A 19,949-nucleotide genomic window follows, 5' to 3' on the forward strand; every position below is an offset into this window, starting at 1 on the left:
GAGAGATGACGCAACCGGTGAACACCAACTGGCAGGGCTTCTGGTCCGACCTGCCGCACGAACGCGGGCTGGCGGTGTGGGACAGCGCGCCCGGTGTCACCGCCACCGCCCACCTGCCGCTCTTCGAGCAGCACTTCGCCATCGACCTGCCGCTGCTCGACGTCGGCTGCGGCAACGGCACCCAGTCCGCAGCGCTGGCCGAGCCGTACCCCCGGGTCATCGGCCTGGACTTCGCCCCCGCCGCCATCGAGCACGCCCGCTCGCTCTACGGCAACGCGGGCGTGGAGTTCCGCGTCTTCGACCTCGCGGACGTCGAGGCGGCCCGCGCGCTGCACGCCGAGATCGGCGACAGCAACATCTACATGCGTGGCGTCCTGCACCAGATGCCGGACGAGCGCCGAGCCGACGCGGCGGCGTCCCTGGCGGCGCTGCTGGGCGCGACGGGCCACCTGTTCGCGGTCGAACTGGCCCCCGCGGCCGGTGGCGTGATCAAGGAGGCCATGGGCCAGTCCGACACCTCGGTCCCCAAGATGCGCCTGGTCTTCAAGCACAACCTCACCCCGGCGGCGTGGGAAGAGGGCAAGCTGGAAGTGGTCCTGCGCGGAGCCGACCTGGACATCGTCGACGCGGGTGCGGTGACCTTGCAGAGCACGGACACCCTGCCGGACGGCAGCAGGCTCGACTTCCCGATGAACTACGTCGTGGCCCGCACGGCGAGGTAGTGGCGGTGGTGGGGCCGGGCAACCGGCCCCACCGACCGGGGTGGATGCCGAAGTGATGTGGAAACGCCGTTACGGCCGCAGAACCCGCAGGTCGGAAAGGGTGCTCCCCGCGCACGCGGGGATGGTCCCTGGCGTGACCTGCTCCGCAGGACCGACTTCCGGTGGTCCCCGCGCACGCGGGGATGGTCCGTAGCAGAGTTCGACAAGACGATGCGGGAGGAGATGGTCCCCGCGCACGCGGGGATGGCCCCGGCGCGAACTCCGTCTGGTCGATCTGCCCCAGGTGGTCCCCGCGCAAGCGGGGATGGTCCCGACGCGATGATCGACCCCGCTCCCGGGGCGCCGTGGTCCCCGCGCACGCGGGGATGGTCCCGCCTACTCCGAAGAGGCGGCTGACCTTGCCCGGTGGTCCCCGCGCAGGCGGGGGTGGTCCTCACACCGACTTGCGGGCCAGGTCCGCGCCTGGGTGGTCCCCGCGTATGCGGGGATGAGTTGGGTTTCGTCTGATCCGCCTTCAGGCAGCCCCCGGCATGATCCAGCCCACGGTGGATGCAATGGCCGTAGTGGGGCCGATAAGGTCGCGGGGGTCCTGGTGTGCTGATGGGGGTGCAGCGTGATCGAGCGGATCCTGCCGTCCGCCGTGGTGGCGGTCGAAGCGTACGACGACCCACCCGAGGCCGTCCTGCTCCCCGACGAAGAGCCCGTCATCGCCAGGGCCGTCGACAAGCGCAGGCGTGAGTTCACCACCGTCCGGTACTGCGCCCGCCAAGCCCTCGCCAAGCTGGGCCGCCCACCCGCCGCGATCATCCCCGGTGAGCGGGGCGCTCCCCAGTGGCCCGACGGCGTCGTCGGCAGCATGACCCACTGCGCGGGCTACCGGGCCGCCGTCCTGGCCGAGGCCACCGAGATCACCACGGTGGGCATCGACGCCGAGCCGCACGTCGAACTCCCCGACGGTGTCCTCGACGCCGTCAGCCTCCCCGACGAGCGGGTCCACCTCGCCGAACTCGCCGCCGCGCACCCCGAGGTGCACTGGGACAAGCTCCTCTTCGCCGCCAAGGAGAGCGTCTACAAGTCCTGGTTCCCGCTGGCCCGCAAGTGGCTCGGCTTCTCCGACGCCCGCCTCCGCTTGGCCCCCGACCACACCTTCACCGCCGAGCTGCTGGTCCCGGGCCCCACGGTCAACGGCGTCGAACTCACCGGCTTCACCGGTCGCTGGACCACCGACAACGGGCTCGTCGTCGCCGCGATCGCGCTGGTCTAGTCGAAGAGCGAAGGCTGGCCGTTCGGTGCCGCGCCCTCGATCCCGAGGATGCGCAGCTTCGTCACGGCCCCCTCACCCGCCGAGAAGCCGCCCACCTTGCCGTTGGCGCCCAGGATCCGGTGGCACGGGATGATGATCGGGTACGGGTTGCGCCCCAGCGCCTGGCCGACCGCCTGCGCCGAACCCGGCAGCCCCAGGCGGTTCGCGACCTCGCCGTAGGTCAGGGTCTCGCCCGGCGGGATGGCGCGGGCCACCTCGTGCACGCGCCGGTCGAACTCGGGAACCTCACTGGGATCCACCGCGATGTCGACCAGGTCGTCGACCGCCCCGCCCAGGTGCGCGACCATCCGCGTGATCGCCGACCGCACCTCCTCCGGCGGTTCGGCCTCCTCGCCGAACCGGCGGAGCCGGGCGACCGTGGCCGCCGGGTTCCGCTCCGGCAGCTGCACCGCCACGATCCCCCGAGGACCCCAGGCCACCCCGCAGCGGCCGATGGCGGTGTCGAACAACGCGTACCCGGATTCCCACACCCCACCAGCATGCCTGAGCCCCGCACCGGGCGGTGCGGGGCTCAGGGGTTCCTCAACTCAGGTGTGCAGGAGCTGGTTGAAGAACGAGCGGTACCGGCGCAGGGCCTGCCGCAGTTCCTCGGTCTGGGCGTCCGAACCGGACTGCCAGGCCTCTTCCAGGCCCCGCTTGTGCTCGGTGAAGGTGGCGGCCAGGGCCTGCATCACCTCGGCCACCAAGTGGTCGGCGTTGCGCACCGCGTCCTGCGGGTCGTCGACGAACGTGGTCTGGATCGACTGCCACTGCTCGCGGAAGCGGCCCACCTCGTCGTCGCCGAACAGCGGGGCGCCGGGCTCCTCGCCCTCGGTGGCGACCGGAACGCCGGACTCGCGCACCTCCTGCTGCTCCGGGATCGCCTCGGTCGGTGCCGCGTCCTGGTACGGCGGCTCGGTGGTGCCGTGCAGACCCGGCTCGGTGTGCCAGTCCGCCGCGCCGGCGGACGGGTCCGTCGCGTCGGTGCCGTAGTCGTCCGCGGCGCGGGTGCCGTGCGCCTGCGTGGCGGACGCGTCAGTGGTGTACGCGCCGTCCGAGTGGGCTGTCGTACCGTCCGGTTCGACGGGGGAGTGACCGGTGTCGGCGGCGTCGGTGTCGGTCCGGCGGTCGTCGGCCAGCAGGTCCTCGGTCTGCAACTGGCGGTCGCTCTCGTGCTGTGGCAAGGGAAGTCCCTTTCCGTGTGGGGGTGCCGGGGGAGCGGGTCAGCGGTGTTCGACGTTGTCCGTGGTGCGGGTGGCGTGCCCGTTGTTCAGCGCGCGCTCGCGGTCGGCCCGGGCCTCGGCGTCGCGCACGTCGGCGCCGCGCACGTCCACGCCGTCGCCGAGCAGGTCCTGGAACAGCGAGCGGTACCGCACGATCGCCTCGCGCAGGTCCTCAGTGGACACTGAGCCGTCCTTGCCCGCCAAGCGGGTGGACACGCCGTGCGCCTGCCGGTAGTGCTCCACAGTGGACGAGTGGCGCACCGACAGGTCGGCGAAGCGCTGCTCGTGGTCGCCGTCGACCGGGTAGCCGCGCTCGGCCATCAGCTCGGTCACCAGCCGGTCGGCCTCGGCGACCGCCTCGGCGGGCCGGTCGACGAACCGCTCCTGCACGCCCGCCCACGCCTTGGTGTAGCGCTCGCGCGCGGCGGGGTCCAGCGGGCGGATGTCCAGCGACGCGTGCCGCTTCTCCCGCGCGGCCAGCTCGCGCTCGACCTCCCGCTTCGGCCGCTCGCGCAGCGCCCGGTCGTACTCGTCGCCGAAGCGCGCGCGCAGGTGACGACTGCGCGACTGCGCCACGACGACGAGCGCGACCAGGGCCACCACGATGACCACCGCGACTATGACGCCGATGATCGCGCCTGTTGACATCGGGGTTTCTCCTTCCGCACCGCGAAGTCCACGGCTAAGATCCGTGACCCGGTTGCGCTGGACGTACCCCTGCCCCCCGGTGGTGAAACGGATTCGGCGCCCGTTGGGCCATTAGGCGCAGCACGGCGCCGAACCCGGTTGTACACAATGGACCAATCCGGCGGGATTCCGCCTCAGCAGGCGCAGCCCGCCCCGACCACGGTGGTCAGCGGGTCGGCCGCGCGCTCCGCGCCGACCAGCGGCAGCCCCTCGCGCGCCCAGTACTCGAACCCGCCGATCATCTCCCGCACCCGGTAGCCCAGGCGCGCGAACTCCAACGCCGCCCGGGTGCCCCCGTTGCAGCCCGGGCCCCAGCAGTAGGTCACCACGTCCGCGTCGGCGGGCACCAGGTCGCGGGCCCGCGCGGCGATCTCCCGGGTGGGCAGGTGCAGCGCGCCCGCGACGTGGCCCTGCGCCCACGACTCGGCGGAGCGGGAGTCGACCAGCACCAGCGGCGTCCCCGCGACCTGCGCGGCCCGCACGTCGGAGGGGTCGGTCTCGAAGGTGAGGCGGGCGGTGAAGTGCGCTACGGCTTCGGTGTTCATGCGGCAATCCTGCGGTCGCGCCGCTCACGGGGACAGTGGCGTGAACGACGCGGTGCGCTAACATCTCGCCATCCGCACAGTCAGCGTCCTCACCTACGACGGCATGTCCGCGTTCGAACTCGGCATCGTGACCGAGGTCTTCGGCCTGCCCCGCCCCGAACTCGACGTCGAGTGGTACCGGCTCACCATCCACGCCCACGGCCCCGTCCGGGTCGTCGGCGGCGCCACCCTCACCGCCGACGCGCCGCTCGACGCCATCGCCGCGGCCCACACCGTGATCGTCCCCGGCGTCTCCGACGTGCGGGCACCCGTCGACCCGGCGGTGGTGGCGGCGCTGCGGGCCGCGCACGCCAACGGCGCCCGCCTGGTCTCCATCTGCTCCGGCGCGTTCGCCATCGCCGCCACCGGGCTGCTCGACGGCAGGCGCGCGGCCACCCACTGGCGCTACGCCGCGCGGCTGGCCGCGCGCCACCCCGAGGTCGAGGTGGACGCGGGTGTCCTCTACGTCGACGACGGCGACGTGCTGACCAGCGCGGGCTCGGCCGCGGGCATCGACCTGTGCCTGCACCTGGTCCGCCGCGACCACGGCGCCACCACCGCCAACGCGGTGGCCCGCCGCCTCGTCGTGCCGCCGCACCGCGACGGCGGGCAGGCCCAGTTCATCGAGACCCCGATGCCCGCCCCCGAGGACGACGCGGTCACCGCCAGCATGGCGTGGGCGCTGGCCAACCTCGCCGCGCCGATCACCGTCGACCTGCTGGCCCGCCGCGCCCACCTGTCCACCCGCACGTACCTGCGCCGGTTCAAGCAGGGCAGCGGGACCAGCCCGATCCGCTGGCTCATCGAGCAGCGGGTGCAGGCCAGCCTGCCGCTGCTGGAGTCCGGCGACCGGTCCATCGACGAGGTCGCCGCCGCGGTCGGGTTCGAGAGCGCGGTGACCTTCCGCCACCACTTCACCCGCGCGCTGCGCACCTCGCCGTCGGCCTACCGGCGCGCGTTCAAGGACCGCTGACTACTTGCCCCGCTCGACCGCGACCAGCGCCGGGTCGGCCAGCTGGTAGCCGACGCCGCGCACCGTGCGGATCAGCTCGGCGCTGGACCCGATCTTGCCGCGCAGCCTGCGGACGTGCACGTCCACCGTGCGCTCGCTGACGTAGACCGTGCGCCACACCTGGCTCATCAGCGCCCGTCTGCGGTGCACCCGGTTGGGGTGCGTGGCCAGGTAGAGCAGCAGGTCGAACTCCAGCCGGGTCAGCTCGACCTCCCGGTCCCGCCACAGCACCCGGCGCGCGTCGGCGTGCAGCACCAGCGGCGCGGGGGCGCGCACCGGCAGCGGGACCACGGTCGGCCGGGGCGCGGGCTCCGGCAGCTCGGTGAGGGTGACGGCGAGGTCGTCACCGAGCGCGGTGATCGCCTCGACCAGCCCGGCGGCGAGCGCGGGCACGCGGTCGGGCGCGGCGGTGAGGTGCACGGTCAGCGTGACGCGCGCGGCGTCACCACCGGCCGTGGTGCGGAGGTCGGCAGCGGCGGAGGTCATGGCGGTCCCCGGGAGGTCGAGTGGTCGGTGGCTGGTGGACCGAGCCGCGACATCGACCGCCGGTGATCGGAGCGGGACGCACCGCACAAGTCGACCAGCCCCCGGAGGGGCCGGTCAACGACGTCCGGAGGGTGGAACCACCCGCCCGGCGGTGTCCCCCGAGCGGTGTTCCCCACCGGACCTACTCGGCGGAATTCTCCAGGTAGGTCTCGATGTAGTGCTCCGAGGACAGGTACGGGTGCAGCACGTCGGTGCCGCGCGGCAGGAACCACTCGTCGAAGTCCAGGCCCGGGGTGCCCAGCAGGTCGATCTCGTCCTCGCCGGACTCGGAGTCCAGGTCGTAGATGCGCTCGTGGTCGGAGTCGGTCAGCACGTGCTCGTCGAAGGCCGCCCAGATCTCCTTGAGCGGCAGCTCGTCGAGCAGGCCCGCGAGGTCGAGCTGCACCCCGGTCTCGGCCTTGAGCACGTGCAGCGCCAGCGCCTCGGCGGTGCACAGCGGCGGGGTCCAGCCCGGCTGCGACAGCCGGTAGCCCAGGATCGCGGTGACCACCAGGAACTGCTTGGCGAACAGCGCGCCGTAGTGCTCGGCGTAGCGCATCGGCAGCTGGTTGAGCACGCTGAGCGCCTCCACCTCGGCCGCCGAGCCCTCCGCGTCCTCCAGCTCCTGCACGTCGGCGAACAGCTCGTCGGTGAGGATCTCCATGGCCTGCACGACCGCGCCCGCGACCAGCCGCGCGGCGTCCTCGGAGACCGGGGAGTCCGGGTCGTCGGCGCGGTGGCCGAACGCCTCGAGGCCGAAGGCGCGCAGCGAGTCGGCGGAGCCGCGCAGCTCGTCGCGCAGCGCGGCGATCTCCTCGTCGGTCAGCTCGCGGTCCTGCTCGTCGTCATCGTCGTCGAGCAGGTCGGTCTCGCCGAGCGCGGCGGCCAGGTCGTCGTCGGAGGCGATGACCTCGCACCGGCCGACGTTCCAGCCCTCCAACAGCTCGGTCTGCGCGAGCAGCTCGGTGAGCACGTGCCGGGCCGACTCCTCGGCGTAGGACAGCGCGGGCGCGTCCAGCAGCCAGGTCACGATCGCGCCCGCCGGGTGCACCGCGATCCGGTGGTCCAGCGGTTCCACCTCGACCCCGTCCGGGCCCTCGATCCCGGCGAGCAGGTCCAGTTGCTCGTCGAGCAGGGCGGCGACACCGTGGCGCTGCAACGGGTCGAGCTCCGGGGTGTCGGCTGGCGGGGCGACCTCGGCGGTGAGCTGGTATTCCACGTTCGGGAGTCTAGGAGCGGTCGCGGAGTTCGGCGCTGGCGGGCACCCCGTGGGGTCAGCGCGGGTGGGCCGCCGTCAGGGGCACGGTCGGCAGCGGTCGCAGCCGCGGACCGTCCGGTCCGGCGTCGGCGCACTCGATGACCAGGTCCGACGCGCGTCCGCGCACCCGCAGCGTGGCCACCGCGTTGCCGAAGAACGGGCCGGACACCTTCCGCCAGTCCACCGGCAGCGGCTCGATCTCCGGCGACCGGTACATCCACCACCGCAGCACCCGGGCCAGCGGCTGCCACCAGCCCAGCCGGAACAGCGGCCGCATGTACCGCTCGACCGCGTTGTGCACGGGTGAGCAGGTCAGCTGGTAGACGCGGGCGTTGACCGGCCGGTCGAAGGTGGCCTCGGCGGCGTACACGTGGTGCACGTCCCCGGACAGCACGCACACCGTGGCCGCCGAGCCCTCGGCGATGCGCCGCACCAGCCGGGTCAGCCGGTCCGACGACTGCCGGAACGACGGCCAGTGCTCCAGGTCGGCGGCCTGCCGCAGCTTCTCCGCCAGCCGCCCGCGCCAGTCGGTCCGCCTGCACGCGACCTCGTTCATCGACTGCACGTGGCTGATCACGTGCGGCATCAGCCACGGCAGCGACGAGCCGATCAGCAGGTGGTCGTAGTGGCCAGCCACTTCGTCATTAGCCGCGTTGGCCTCGATCCACTCGAACTCGCCGTCGCCGACCATCGACCGCTGCCCGTCCTTGAGGATGCGGCCGGAGCGGGTGTCGATGACCAGCAGCCGGACGTTGCCGAAGTCGCGCCGGTAGCTCCACCGCACGCCCTTGCGGCCGTTGTACTCGCGGGTGGCCACGTCGGCGAACGCGCCGAGCACGTCGGCCGCGTCGCCGTCGGCCGAGGTGACCTTGCGGTAGGTCTCGTCCTCGGCCAGCTCGTCCGGCGACAGGTTGCCGATGTGCTGGTAGATCCAGTACGAGACCAGCGCGCCGCGCTCGCGCGCGGCCCACCACGACGTCTGCTCGATGGTGTCGCGCCAGGTCTGGGAGGTGTTCCAGTCGTCGCGCACGTCGTGGTCGTCGAACACCATGGACACCGGGACCGTGGCGAACAGCCAGCGGACCAGGTCGGTCGACCAGGCCTCGTGGTAGAGCCGGACGTACTCGGTGAAGTCGGCGACCTCGGTGCCGGGCGGTTTGTCCGGGTCCCGGCGGTCGGCGATCCACGCCTGCGTGGCCTTGCTGGTCTCGTCGGCGTAGACCTGGTCACCGAGCAGGACCAGCGAGTCCGGCCAGTCGACCTCCTCCTCCGACGCCATCCGCACGGCGTAGGCGGCGAGCGCGTCGGTGCCCCAGAGGCGGTGCTCGGTGGGGTCGTCGCTCTCCGGCTTGCGGCACGAGCCGAACAGCAGCAGGAAGTCATCGTCACCGCCGTCGGGCAGCGTCCGGATGCGGCTGGGCGGGAAGTCGGAGCCCGGCTGCGGCCAGTGGGTCTTGCCGTCGAGGCGCACGTCGTACTCGGTGACCGAGGCGGGCGCGAGCCCGGTGAGCACGACGAGCGCGTAGTGGTGGCCGGTGACCTCGAAGGTGTGGGCGGTGCGGCCCGCGATGGTGACCTCGCAGGCCGCGTCCGTCTCCACCCAGATCGTGGCCGACGTCGAGTCGACGTGGCGCAGGATCGGGCCCAGCAGCAGTTCGGGCATGGCTCCCCTCCTCCGTGGTGACCGGCGGGGCTGAGCCTGCACCGAAGCCCGCTCCGCTAGGTACCACGAATCGGTGAACCGAACCCCTTTCGGGTTGGACGGTCGCTAAACGGACCGCACGCCCTTGATCTCGCCGCCGCGGAAGGCGTCGACGAACAGGGCGTGGTCGCGCCGGGTCTGCTCGGCGTAGCGGCCCGCGAACTCCACGACCCAGGCCACGAAGTCGTCCTCGCGGTCGCCGATGGCCGCCGAGATGGCCTCCTCCACCTGGAAGTCGACCAGGGTCTGCTCGGAGTCGGAGTCCGACACGCAGTGCGCCTTGGCGGTCGCCCGACCCAGGTACTCCAGCACGGGGAGCATGTCCTCGGGCTCGGTCAGGTCCGACCAGTCCAGGTCGGCGACGTACGGGGACAGCTCCGCGACCACGAACCCGACGCCGTCGACCTCGGTGTGGCCCAGCCACGGGTCGGCGTGCGCCTGCAGCGCCCGCTGCGAGACCGCGGTCCGGTGGCCGTGGTGGTGGAAGTAGCCGCGGATCTTCTCGTCGTCCACGATCCGGCTCGGCGCGGCCACGTTCGCCTGCTTCATGGACAGCACGACGTCGTTCTCCAGGGCCTGCGACCGGCCCTCGACCAGCACGTTGTACGCGGGCAGCCCGGCCGAGCCGATGCCGAAGCCGCTGCGGCCGACCACGTCCTTGACCGCGTAGCTCAGGCTGCTGCTGGCCCGCTTGCCGCTGGGGATGGTGTCGAGGTACGCCTCGAACGCGGCCTCCACCTTCGCCCGCTCGTCGGCGTCGAGCGCCCGCACGCCGGGGCCGGGCCGGAACACGCGGTCGAAGTCGCGGATCGAGGTGACCTCGGTCAGCAGCCCCACCCGGGTGGCCAGCCGGGCCTTGAGCAGCACCTCGTTGATCGCGCCCTGGGTGTTGTCGATGCGCAGGCTGAACAGCTCGTCACCGGGCTTGTCCGCGAACTCGCGGACCTGCCGCACGTACGCGCGGGTGTAGGTCTGCACCAGCCGGGTGATCTCGTCGTCCGGCAGCGCCTTGCGCCAGCCCAGCAGCGCCATGCTGGCCGCGAACCGGCGCACGTCCCAGGTGAAGCAGCCCAGGTAGGCCTCGTCGAAGTCGTTGACGTCGAAGACCAGCGTGCCCTCGGCGTCCATGTAGGTGCCGAAGTTCTCCGCGTGCAGGTCGCCCTGGATCCACACCCGGCTGGTGCGCTCGTCGGCCCACTCGTCCGGCTCGTCGACCATGTCGGCGTAGAACAGGCAGGCGCTGCCCCGGTAGAACGCGAACGGCTCGGCGGCCATCTTGCGGAACTTGCTGCGGAAGGCCACCGGGTCGGCGGCCATCAGGTCGGCGAAGGCGGTGTGCAGGACGGACACGATGCGGCGGCGACGGTCGTCGCTCATCAAGGGGCTCCTCGGGGGGACGGCGCGGGTGCCGAGTTCACTCGCGCAGACCCTCCCACCACCCGGTCGGTGGATCAAGGTCGGATAAGCCAGGTCACGCGGCGCCCCGTGCCGCACGCCCGGGTGAACCGGGTCGAACCAGCGATACCGGACGTATAGCACGGTTCCCCGGTCGCGGCCCGGGGGCCGGTGCGGCGCCCATTACCTTCCGATCTCAACCGGACGGTGAACTCACGATGGCAGGTAATCCGATCGAGTAGTTCAGTCACTCTCGACGCGCACCCGGCACCGTCCTTCCGGCACAGTTGCCCCAGCGCGCGGCACGGGGGTGCCGCGCGCCCACCGGGAATTCGCCCGCGGTCGCCGGGAAAGGCATTGGCGCAATGAACATCTACCTGTCCGGTCTCATCTGGGTGCTGGGCGCGGCGCTGGTCACCGCGGCCGTGGCGTACCTGATCCGGCGGATCGGCGAGACCACGGGCACGGTCGAGAACAACGAGGCCGCCGGTCAGGTGTTCACCATCGTCGGCGGCCTGCACGCGGTGCTGCTGGCGTTCGTGCTGATCTCGCTGTTCGACGCGACCAGCGCCGCCGAGGACGACTCCTACCGGGAGACCGAGAACCTGGTCGCGGCCCGCTGGGCCGCCGACTCCCTCGGCGAGCCCACCCGGACCGAGGTCCGCGACCTGGTCGACCAGTACCTCGACGCGGTGATCAACCACGAGTGGCCGGACCTGCGGCAGGGCAATGACGACGTCTCCGGTGAGGGTTGGTCCGCGCTGGAGAAGATGCGCCAGGCCGTCGCGCAGGCGCAGGCGGGCGACGACTGGGAGAACGCGCAGAAGACCGACGCGGCCAACAAGCTGTGGGACGTCTACCAGGCCAGGCAGGACCGGCTCAACGCCGCGGGCAACGGCATCAGCGACGTGCTCTGGTTCGCGCTCGTCGCGGGCAGCGTGATGTCGGTGGCGCTGCCGCTGCTGTTCGGCGGCCCGCGCCCGGTGACCCACATCGTGATCGTCTCCATCCTGGCGGGCACCCTGTCGCTGCTGCTGTTCGCCACCCAGCAGCTGCAGAACCCCTACAGCGGCGGGGCCCAGGTCGAGCCGACCGCCTTCGAGAGCGCCCAGGCGCGGCTGCGGTGAACCGGCGGGCGACCCTGGCGGGCACCGCCGCGCTGGCGGTGGTGCTCGCGGGCGGCGCCGTGCTGACCGGTGTCACCGGCGGCGAGAGCCGGGCCGCGCAGCCGGGCGGGCCGGACTGCGTGTTCTACCGCGTGCACAGCACCGACTACGGGCTCTCCGTGCTCAGCAGCGTCGACCTGGCGGACAACACGATCACCCGGGTGGGGACGCTGGGCTACCGGGTCAACGCGCTCGGCTACTCGGCGCGGCGGAACACGTTGTGGGGCTTGGCGAGCCGGAACGCGGACGGCGTGTTCGCCGACGGCGCGCACGTGGTCGCGATCGGTGGCGACGGGTCGGTCGCCGACCTCGGGCCGGTGCGGCGCCTCAACCCCGGACAGGTCCCGGACCTGTTGCGGGGCGCCACCGCGGGCGCGGTCGTCGGCGACCGCCTGGTGGTGCGCGACGGCGTCGCGCTGTTCCAGATCGACATCGACCCCGACAGCTCGACGTACCTGTCGCTGGTGGGCGTGCGCACGCTCTCGCCCGCGCCGCTGGCCAACGCGGTCGACGACTTCGACGTGCGCGACGGCGAGGCGTATGGGGTGAGCAACGCCGACCCGACCGTCGGGCAGGTGGTGCGCATCGACCTGGACTCGGGTCAGGTGTCGCGTGTGGACGCTCCGGGACTGCCCGGTGGCACGTCCTACGGCATGGTCGTCCTGGGCACCGATGGCGCGCTCTACGCCGCGTCCAACCGCCAGCTGGAGCAGAGCGTGCTCTACCGCGTCGGCCTGGCCCCCGGCGCGCCCGTGACGACGCTGACCGCGTGGCCCGCGGTGTCCTCCTCGGACGCGACGAGCTGCCTGCCCGGCATGGCGCCCGCGACGACCCCGCCGCCGACCCCGCCCCCGTCACCGCAACCACCCGCGCCCGCCCCCACGACCCGCGCGCCCGCGATCTCCACCACCCGGCCCCCGATCAGCCCGACGCCGATCCCGATCGTCCCGCCGCCACCGCCCACTCCGGACGCCCAACTGGCCACCACGGCCGCACCCCAGGCACCGCCGCCGATCCCGCCCGCGCCGTCGGCCCGGCGGTTCCGCGCGGTGGCCACGACCACACCGCCGCACGCCACGCGCCGCGCGCGGACCGCCACGCAGGAGAAACGCCGCTGGGGCGTGACCGTGCTCGTGCTGGTGCTCGGCGGCGCGGCCGCCGCCGGGGCGAGCCGGGCGCGGCGCAGGTAGGGCTAGCCCCACCCCCAACCCGCCTGCCAGCGCCATGGGTCGGCGCTGGTCACGCCCATAACGTCATCCCCGAACACGAACGACGGAGTCGACACTCTTCGGGGAGCAGCGGTGAGCGACGCGGTACGCCTGACCCAGGTGCGCAAGACCTACGGCAAGGGGAGCGGGGCGGTCACCGCCCTGGACGGGGTGAGCATCCGGTTCCAGCGCGGCACTTTCACGGCCGTCATGGGGCCTTCGGGGTCGGGCAAGAGCACCTTCCTGCACTGCGCGGCCGGTCTGGACCGGCCGACCGAGGGCTCGGTCGAACTCGACGGCACCGAGCTGACGCAGCTGGGGGAGAAGAAGCTGACGACGCTGCGCCGCGACCGGATCGGGTTCATCTTCCAGGCGTTCAACCTGCTGCCCGCGCTGACCGTCGCGCAGAACATCACGCTGCCGCTGCGGCTGGCCGGGCGCAGGCCCGACCGGGCGCTGGTGGACCAGGTCGTGCGGGGCGTCGGCCTCGCGCAGCGCCTCGGGCACCGGCCCGCGCAGCTCTCCGGCGGCCAGCAGCAGCGCGTGGCCATCGCCCGCGCCCTGGTCACCCGGCCCGCGGTGATCTTCGCCGACGAGCCGACCGGCGCGCTGGACACCCGCACCGCCCGCGAGGTCCTCGGCCTGCTGCGGCAGTCGGTCACCGAGGCCGGGCAGACGATCGTGATGGTCACCCACGACCCGGTGGCCGCGTCCTTCGCCGACCGTGTGGTGTTCCTGGCGGACGGCCGGTTCGTCGGCGAACTCGCGCAGCCCACGGCGGACACCGTGGCCGAGCGGATGACCAACCTCGGCGCCTGGGCGGGGGTCGCCTGATGTTCGGCCTCGCCATGCGCACCCTGCGCTTCCGCAAGGGCGGCTTCCTCGGCACCTTCATCGCGGTGTTCTTCGGCGCGATGCTCGTCGCCGCGTGCGGCGGCCTCATGGAGACCGGGATCCGCACCGCGCTCCCGCCGGAGCGGATGACCGGCGCGGACCTGCAGGTCATCGCCGCGCACAGCTTCGAGCTGATCCACCGGCCCGCCCGGCCGGAGCACGACGACGGCCCCGACTACGAGACGGCGACCCTGCCCGAGCGGGTCCGCCTCGACCGCGACCTGGCCGACGGGATCCGCGCGGTCCAGGGGGTGCGCGCGGCGACCCCGTCGGTCAACTTCCCCGTTGTGGTGGGGAAGAACAGCACCTCCGGCCACAACTGGGAGTCGACCGGGCTGGGCGACTACCGGCTCGACGGCGCCGCGCCGCGCGCCGGTCAGGTCGTGGTGGCACCGGCCACAGGTGTGGGGATCGGTGACCGGGTCACGGTCCTGGCCCGTGGCACGGCGGTCGACTACACCGTCAGCGGCGTTGCCGACATGGCAGGAGCGCCACCCGCGGTCTTCTTCGCCGACGCGGACGTCCCCCGGCTGGCCGGTCGTTCCACTGTGGACAGCTTTGGCGTGGTGGCGGAACCGGGCACCGACCTGGAAGCGTTGAGCGGGAAACTGGCCGCGCTGCAAGGGGTCGAGGTGCTGTCCGGCGACGAGCGCGGTCTCGCCGAGCACCCGGAGGCCGAGTTCAAGGCGAACGACCTGATCGTGCTCGCCGCGGTCACCGGCGGACTGGCCACGATGGTCGCCATGTTCGTGGTCTCCTCCACGCTGGGCCTGTCCATCCAGCAGCGCGGCAAGGAGTTGGCGCTGCTGCGGGCCGTCGGCACGACACCGCGGCAACTGCGGCGCATGGTGCTGCTGGAGGCGTTCACCGTGGCGCTGCTGGCGACCGCGTTGGGCTGCTGGCCGGGACGATGGGTGGGGCAGTTCCTCTTCGACCGGTTGGCCAGTCGCGGTGTGGTGCCGGACGAGCTGCGGTTCCACCTCGGCTGGATCCCGGTGGTCGTGGCCATCGGCGCGAGCCTGCTCACGACCCTGGTCGGTGCGGCCGTCACCGCGCGCCGCGCCGCCCGCACCCGGCCGACCGAGGCGCTGGCCGAGACCGCGATGGAACGCCGCTGGCTCAGCGTGCCCCGCGCGCTGCTGGCCGCGCTGGCCTTCGGTGGCGGTACGGCCCTGGTGATCGTGACGGTGACGGTCATGAGCGGTCCGGTCGCGGCGAGCACGGCGGGCCCGTCGGTCATGCTGTGGGCGGTGGCCGTCGCGCTGGTCTGCCCTGGGCTGACCAAGCTGGTGCTCGGCGTCATCCGGCTGCCGCTGCGCGCCGTGTCGGGGATCCCCGGGGAACTGGGGCTGCTCAACTCGCGGGCCCGCACGGTCCGCGTGGCCGCCGCGGTCATGCCGATCATGCTGGCCACCGGGGTCACGGTCGCGAACATCTACCTCCAGACCACCCAGACCGCGATCGCCCGCGAGGCCTACGCGCAGACCTTGCGCGCGGACGCCGTGATCGGCTCCGCGACCGGCGGCCTGCCCCGCGACCTGCTGGCCAAGGTGCGCGCCACACCTGGCGTGACAGCCGCTGCGGAACTGGCCGCCACCAGGATGTTCGTCATCGAGCCCTTCGACGACTCGCAGAACGACGACGGCTACGACGTGCAGGCGGTCGGCGGGGACATCGCGGAAACCACTGCGGTGACGGTGAAATCCGGTTCGCTCGACGGCCTGACCGGTGCCACCGTGGCCCTTCCGGAGTCCATGGAGCACAAGGTCGGCGACCGCATGAAGGTCCGCTTGGGCGATGGTGCCTTCGTGGACGTCACGGTGGTGGCGACCTTCACCGGCGTCAAGGGCTTCGAGAACGTGCTGATGCCCGCGGACCTGGTGGTGCCGCACGTGACCGAGGGCCTGCCGGACCAGATCTTGGTGCGCGGGGACGTCAGCGCGGTGGCCGCCGTGGCGGCGGCGGTACCGGGCGCGTACGTCGGCGACCGGGCCATGCTGACCGCGGCTTTCGAGGAGGGGCAGCAGATCGGCGCCTGGGTCAACTACCTGATCGTCGGCATGATCATGGCCTACACGGTGATCTCGGTGGTGAACACGCTGGTGATGGCGACGGTGAAGCGCAAGCGGGAGTTCGGCCTGCAACGCCTGACCGGCTCCAGCCGGGCCCAGGTCATGCGGATGATGGGCGTCGAGGCCACCGCCGTGGCGCTCATCGGGCTCGTCCTCGGCACCCTCGTCGCCGCGCTGACCCTGGTCCCGTACAGCCTGGCCGCCCAGGATTCCCTGCTCCCCAGCGGATCCCCGTGGGTCTACCTGACGGTCCTGATCGGCATGGCGGTCCTGGTCCTGGCGGCCACCCTGTTCCCGGCCTGGACCGCGACCCGCGCCCGACCGGTCGACGCCGCCGCGCTCCCGGACTGACCGAACTGATCGGACTGGCAGGCGAGACCACCTGAATACGGCTCGGGCCGTGGCGGATCGAGGGGTTCCGCCACGGCCCGAGCCGCGGGTCAGTTCCGGATGCTCTGCGCGTGCCGCGCCGCCGCGACGCGGGTGCGGATCGGGGCGTAGTGCGCGACCACCGCGTCCGCGAACGCGAGCGAATCCCCGGCGCGGGCGGCGTGCACGATCGCCTTGTGCAGCCGCACCGGGTCCTGGTCGCTCGGGGTCAGGCCCAGCCGCGGCGCCACCGCCGTGAAAACGTCCCAGAAGGCGTCGGTCAGCTGGCTCACGAGTTCGTTGCCCAGGGGATTCACCAACAGGGCGTGGAATCGGCGGTCGGCGACGACGCGGTCGGCGTCGACCGCCGTGCCCATGCTGCTCGCCAGGTCGTCGAGGGTGTCCAGGTGCGGTCCGTCCAACGCGGAGATGATCGCCGCGGCGTTGCCGCGCTCGAACAGCTCCCGCACGTCGACCAGTTCCGACAGGACGGCGAAGTCGTCGTTCGGGCTGAGCAGGCCGCGGAAGGTCAGGCCCTCGACCAACGCCGACAGGCTCAGCCCGCCGACGTACGTGCCGTGCCCGTGCCGCACCTCGACGATGTCCAGCGCGTCCAGGGTTTTGATCGCCTCGCGTACGCTCGACCGGGACGCCCCCAGCGCGGCACACAGTTCGTTCTCCGTGGGCAGGGGGCTGCCGGGGCGGAGCCGGTTGTCGAGGATGTAGCGCTTGATCCGCTCGCTCACCTCCTGCCGCAGCAGTGACCGTCCGACACGCTCGTTGGACACCACGGTTGGCAACCCCTCTCTCGCTGGCCACACCCTCTCACGGCGGTGGGGCCTTGGGGTGTCGGACAGCGGCGGCGGTGTGTTTTCTTCACCGGGCGCGCGGGAATCGGTCGCCCGGCAACCGAGCCGGATCGTTGGATTGTTTGACAATCGTTCCGCTGGTGGTGGGTGCGCTCTGAGCTGGGCATATGTACAGTGCGCAGCGACAGAGTTGTCTAGACCATAGACCGCCGCACTCCGAAGAGCGGGCGCTGAATCGATTTTGACAGCCCGCGCGGGGGATCGGTACGGTCGGTGGTGTCACGGCTGGGACCGCCGTCGGAGTCGGTTCCGACTCCCGTCAGTTCCCCCACTCGCCCGTTCCCCACTCGCAGACGAGGCCGGAGACCTTCCCATGAGCGTGTCCCTGAACCCGGTGGTCGCCGCGGTCACCGAGCGGATCACCGCGCGCAGCGCGCGGACCCGGTCCGCGTACCTGGCGCGGATGGCCGCCGCCGAGACCCCGCGACCGATGCGCGGCGGCCTCGGGTGCAGCAATCTGGCGCACGGCTTCGCCGCCTGCGCCGGGCCCGACCGCCTCGCCGTCAAGGCCGGGGTGGTGCCCGGGGTGGCGATCGTGTCCGCCTACAACGACATGCTCTCCGCCCACCAGCCGCTGCACGAGTACCCGGACTGGATCAAGGCCGCGGTGCGCGAGGCCGGTGGCGTCGCCCAGTTCGCGGGTGGCGTGCCCGCCATGTGCGACGGCATCACCCAGGGCCGCGCGGGCATGGAGCTGTCGCTGTTCAGCCGCGAGGTCATCGCCATGGCCACCGGCGTCGCGCTCTCGCACGACATGTTCGACGCGACGCTGCTGCTCGGCGTCTGCGACAAGATCGTGCCGGGCCTGCTCATCGGCGCACTCGCCTTCGGCCACCTACCGGCCATCCTGGTGCCCGCGGGCCCGATGGCCTCCGGCCTGCCCAACGGTGAGAAGGCCCGCGTGCGCCAGGCGTACGCGGAGGGCAAGGCCAACCGCGACGACCTGCTGGCCGCCGAGTCCGCGTCCTACCACTCGCCCGGCACCTGCACCTTCTACGGCACCGCGAACTCCAACCAGCTCGTCGTCGAGGTCATGGGCCTGCACCTGCCCGGCGCCAGCTTCGTCCCGCCCGGCACCCCGCTGCGCCGCGCGCTCACCGAGGCCGCGGGCCGCCGCGCCGTGGAGATCACCGCGCAGGGCGAGCAGTACACCCCGGTGTCGCAGGTGGTCGACGAGAAGGCCGTGGTCAACGGGGTCATCGCGCTGCTGGCCACCGGCGGCTCCACCAACCACACGCTGCACCTGGTCGCCATCGCCGCCGCCGCGGGCATCCAGCTGACCTGGGACGACTTCTCCGACCTGTCCGCGGTCATCCCGCTGCTGTGCCGGATCTACCCCAACGGCACCGCCGACATCAACCACTTCTCGGCCGCGGGCGGCGTGCAGTTCCTCATCGGCGAACTCCTCGACGCGGGTCTGCTGCACAACGACGTCACCACCGTCGCGGGTCCCGGCCTCGACCGCTACCGCCAGGAACCCGAGCTCGACGACGGCGTCCTCACCTGGCGCGACGGCCTGCGCACCTCCGCCGACCTCGAGGTGCTCCGGCCGGTCGCCGAGCCGTTCGCCGCCGACGGCGGCCTGCGCATGCTGGCGGGCAACCTGGGCCGCGCGGTGATCAAGGTGTCCGCGGTGGCAGAGGCCAACCGGGTCGTCGAGGCCCCCGCGCGGGTGTTCACCACCCAGGAAGCGGTCTCCGCCGCGTTCCAGGCGGGCGAGCTGGACCGCGACGTCGTGATCGTGCTGCGCCAGCAGGGGCCGCGCGCCAACGGCATGCCCGAGCTGCACGGCCTCACCCCGGCGATGAGCGCGATCATGAGCCGCGGCCACAAGATCGCCCTGGTCACCGACGGCCGGATGTCCGGCGCGTCCGGCAAGATCCCGGCCGCCATCCACTGCACCCCGGAGGCCGCGGCCGGTGGCCCGATCGCGCTCATCCGCGACGGCGACCTGGTCCGGCTGGACGCGGACGCGGGCCGGGTCGAGGTGCTCGTCGAGTCCGACGTGCTCGCCGCGCGCACCCCGGTCGACGCCCCCGCCGACGACCTGGCGTGGCACGGCACCGGCCGGGAGCTGTTCACCGCCCTGCGCCGCGCCGTCGGCCCCGCCGACCACGGCGCCAGCGTGTTCGGCCCGGCGTTCGACGCGTTCGACGACCGGGGCGCCGAGGAGCTCGAGTACTCGGCGTGAGCCGGGAGAGGAATCTTGCGATGAGCCTGTTGGACGTCTCGCCGGTCGTGCCGGTGGTGGTCATCGACGACGCCGAGAAGGCCGTGCCGCTGGCCGCGGCCCTGCTGCGCGGCGGGGTCGGGATCGTGGAGGTCACGCTGCGCACCCCGGCCGCGCTGGAAGCCATCCGGCGGATCGCCGCCGAGGTGCCGGACACCGTGGTCGGCGCGGGCACGGTCACCGCGTCCGAGCACGCCGCCGCCGCGCTGGCGGCGGGCGCGCGCTTCCTGGTCACCCCGGGCAGCACCGACCGGGTGCTCGACGCCGCCGCGGACACCGGGCTGCCGGTGCTGCCCGGGGCGGCCACGGTCACCGAGGCGATGCGGCTGGCCGAGCGCGGGTACACCGAGCTGAAGTTCTTCCCGGCCGCGGCGGCGGGCGGCGTCCCGTTCCTCAAGTCGATCGCGGGTCCGCTGCCGGACCTGCGGTTCTGCCCGACGGGCGGCATCTCCGCCAACACCGCGGCCGACTACCTCGCGCTGCCCAACGTGGGCTGCGTCGGCGGGAGCTGGCTGACCCCGGCCGCCGCCTTGGCCGCCGACGACTACGCCGAGCTGGAGCGACTGGCCGGGGAGGCCGCCGCGCTGCGCTGAGCGACCGCACGGGAGAAGAGCGGGTAGCCCCCTGGGGCTGCCCGCTCTTTCGCTGTTCACCAGAACTTCGCCCGACCCCGGTGGGCACCCCGGTCGGCCCGCGCCGGACAATGGTTTAGACCAGAGGCCGATTGGGG

General features: G+C 72.7%; 18 protein-coding genes. 9 read left to right on the forward strand and 9 right to left on the reverse strand.

The window, feature by feature from the left end; all coding sequences use genetic code 11:
* Window positions 1–5 precede the first annotated feature (5 nt).
* Together CLV40_RS09135 and CLV40_RS09145 are read left to right on the forward strand one after the other, a co-directional pair.
* Window positions 6–722 (forward strand): class I SAM-dependent methyltransferase, encoded by a 717-nt coding sequence (locus CLV40_RS09135; RefSeq protein WP_104478425.1) that lies wholly within the window; start codon window positions 6–8, stop codon window positions 720–722.
* Window positions 723–1,335: 613 nt separating this feature from the next.
* Window positions 1,336–1,986 (forward strand): 4'-phosphopantetheinyl transferase family protein, encoded by a 651-nt coding sequence (locus tag CLV40_RS09145; RefSeq protein WP_104478427.1) that lies wholly within the window; start codon window positions 1,336–1,338, stop codon window positions 1,984–1,986.
* On the opposite strand, the gene CLV40_RS09150 is transcribed toward CLV40_RS09145, so the two are convergent.
* The 4 genes from CLV40_RS09150 to CLV40_RS09165 all read right to left on the reverse strand — a co-directional run bounded on the left by CLV40_RS09150 (window position 1,983) and on the right by CLV40_RS09165 (window position 4,480).
* On the reverse strand, window positions 1,983–2,516 hold the full coding sequence (locus tag CLV40_RS09150) for a methylated-DNA--[protein]-cysteine S-methyltransferase (RefSeq protein ID WP_104478428.1): 534 nt from the start codon (window positions 2,514–2,516) through the stop codon (window positions 1,983–1,985). The genes CLV40_RS09145 and CLV40_RS09150 overlap by 4 nt on opposite strands.
* Window positions 2,517–2,573: 57 nt before the next feature.
* Window positions 2,574–3,209 carry a hypothetical protein gene (locus CLV40_RS09155; protein ID WP_104478429.1) on the reverse strand — a complete coding sequence of 212 codons (636 nt, stop codon included), beginning with the start codon at window positions 3,207–3,209 and terminating at the stop codon, window positions 2,574–2,576.
* A 39-nt stretch (window positions 3,210–3,248) separates the two neighbouring features.
* On the reverse strand, window positions 3,249–3,896 hold the full coding sequence (locus CLV40_RS09160) for a hypothetical protein (protein ID WP_219823938.1): 648 nt from the start codon (window positions 3,894–3,896) through the stop codon (window positions 3,249–3,251).
* 173 nt (window positions 3,897–4,069) lie between these two features.
* On the reverse strand, window positions 4,070–4,480 hold the full coding sequence (locus CLV40_RS09165) for a rhodanese-like domain-containing protein (RefSeq protein ID WP_104478430.1): 411 nt from the start codon (window positions 4,478–4,480) through the stop codon (window positions 4,070–4,072).
* Window positions 4,481–4,550: 70 nt separating this feature from the next.
* Here CLV40_RS09165 and CLV40_RS09170 point away from each other — a divergent pair, with 70 nt between their 5' ends.
* Window positions 4,551–5,492 (forward strand): helix-turn-helix domain-containing protein, encoded by a 942-nt coding sequence (locus CLV40_RS09170; protein WP_181043423.1) that lies wholly within the window; start codon window positions 4,551–4,553, stop codon window positions 5,490–5,492.
* On the opposite strand, the gene CLV40_RS09175 is transcribed toward CLV40_RS09170, so the two are convergent.
* From CLV40_RS09175 to CLV40_RS09190, 4 genes are all read right to left on the reverse strand, one after another.
* Entirely contained in the window at window positions 5,493–6,017 is a 525-nt protein-coding gene (locus CLV40_RS09175; protein WP_104478432.1) for a winged helix-turn-helix domain-containing protein, read from the reverse strand. It lies immediately after the preceding gene.
* Between the two features lie 181 nt (window positions 6,018–6,198).
* Window positions 6,199–7,275 (reverse strand): hypothetical protein, encoded by a 1,077-nt coding sequence (locus CLV40_RS09180; protein WP_104478433.1) that lies wholly within the window; start codon window positions 7,273–7,275, stop codon window positions 6,199–6,201.
* A gap of 55 nt (window positions 7,276–7,330) precedes the next feature.
* Window positions 7,331–8,977, reverse strand: coding sequence for an alkaline phosphatase D family protein (locus CLV40_RS09185; RefSeq protein WP_104478434.1), 1,647 nt, complete (start codon window positions 8,975–8,977; stop codon window positions 7,331–7,333).
* Window positions 8,978–9,082: 105 nt separating this feature from the next.
* Window positions 9,083–10,393 carry a DUF2252 domain-containing protein gene (locus CLV40_RS09190; protein ID WP_104478435.1) on the reverse strand — a complete coding sequence of 437 codons (1,311 nt, stop codon included), beginning with the start codon at window positions 10,391–10,393 and terminating at the stop codon, window positions 9,083–9,085.
* Between the two features lie 383 nt (window positions 10,394–10,776).
* On the opposite strand from CLV40_RS09190, the gene CLV40_RS09195 reads away from it, so the two are divergent.
* The 4 genes from CLV40_RS09195 (at window position 10,777) to CLV40_RS09210 (ending at window position 16,102) form a co-directional block, all read left to right on the forward strand.
* Entirely contained in the window at window positions 10,777–11,538 is a 762-nt protein-coding gene (locus tag CLV40_RS09195) for a bestrophin-like domain (protein WP_104478436.1), read from the forward strand.
* The gene (locus tag CLV40_RS09200) at window positions 11,535–12,767 is read left to right on the forward strand and encodes a DUF6923 family protein (protein WP_104478437.1); all 1,233 of its coding nucleotides are present in this window, start codon (window positions 11,535–11,537) and stop codon (window positions 12,765–12,767) included. The genes CLV40_RS09195 and CLV40_RS09200 overlap by 4 nt, the downstream gene beginning before the upstream one ends.
* A gap of 111 nt (window positions 12,768–12,878) precedes the next feature.
* On the forward strand, window positions 12,879–13,619 hold the full coding sequence (locus CLV40_RS09205) for an ABC transporter ATP-binding protein (protein ID WP_104478438.1): 741 nt from the start codon (window positions 12,879–12,881) through the stop codon (window positions 13,617–13,619).
* Entirely contained in the window at window positions 13,619–16,102 is a 2,484-nt protein-coding gene (locus tag CLV40_RS09210; RefSeq protein ID WP_104478439.1) for an FtsX-like permease family protein, read from the forward strand. The genes CLV40_RS09205 and CLV40_RS09210 overlap by 1 nt, the downstream gene beginning before the upstream one ends.
* An 89-nt stretch (window positions 16,103–16,191) precedes the next feature.
* Here the strand turns inward: CLV40_RS09210 and CLV40_RS09215 are convergent, their stop codons facing one another.
* A complete protein-coding gene (locus tag CLV40_RS09215) occupies window positions 16,192–16,908 on the reverse strand; it encodes a FadR/GntR family transcriptional regulator (protein WP_104478741.1) in 717 nt (238 codons plus the stop codon).
* A 394-nt stretch (window positions 16,909–17,302) separates the two neighbouring features.
* Between CLV40_RS09215 and edd the strand changes: the two genes are divergently transcribed.
* The gene (edd, locus tag CLV40_RS09220) at window positions 17,303–19,180 is read left to right on the forward strand and encodes a phosphogluconate dehydratase (protein WP_181043399.1); all 1,878 of its coding nucleotides are present in this window, start codon (window positions 17,303–17,305) and stop codon (window positions 19,178–19,180) included.
* Between the two features lie 20 nt (window positions 19,181–19,200).
* The gene (gene eda, locus CLV40_RS09225) at window positions 19,201–19,812 is read left to right on the forward strand and encodes a bifunctional 4-hydroxy-2-oxoglutarate aldolase/2-dehydro-3-deoxy-phosphogluconate aldolase (protein WP_104478440.1); all 612 of its coding nucleotides are present in this window, start codon (window positions 19,201–19,203) and stop codon (window positions 19,810–19,812) included.
* Window positions 19,813–19,949: the final 137 nt, after the last annotated feature.

The organism is Actinokineospora auranticolor (genome assembly GCF_002934265.1).
In the GTDB taxonomy this organism is placed as follows: domain Bacteria; phylum Actinomycetota; class Actinomycetes; order Mycobacteriales; family Pseudonocardiaceae; genus Actinokineospora; species Actinokineospora auranticolor.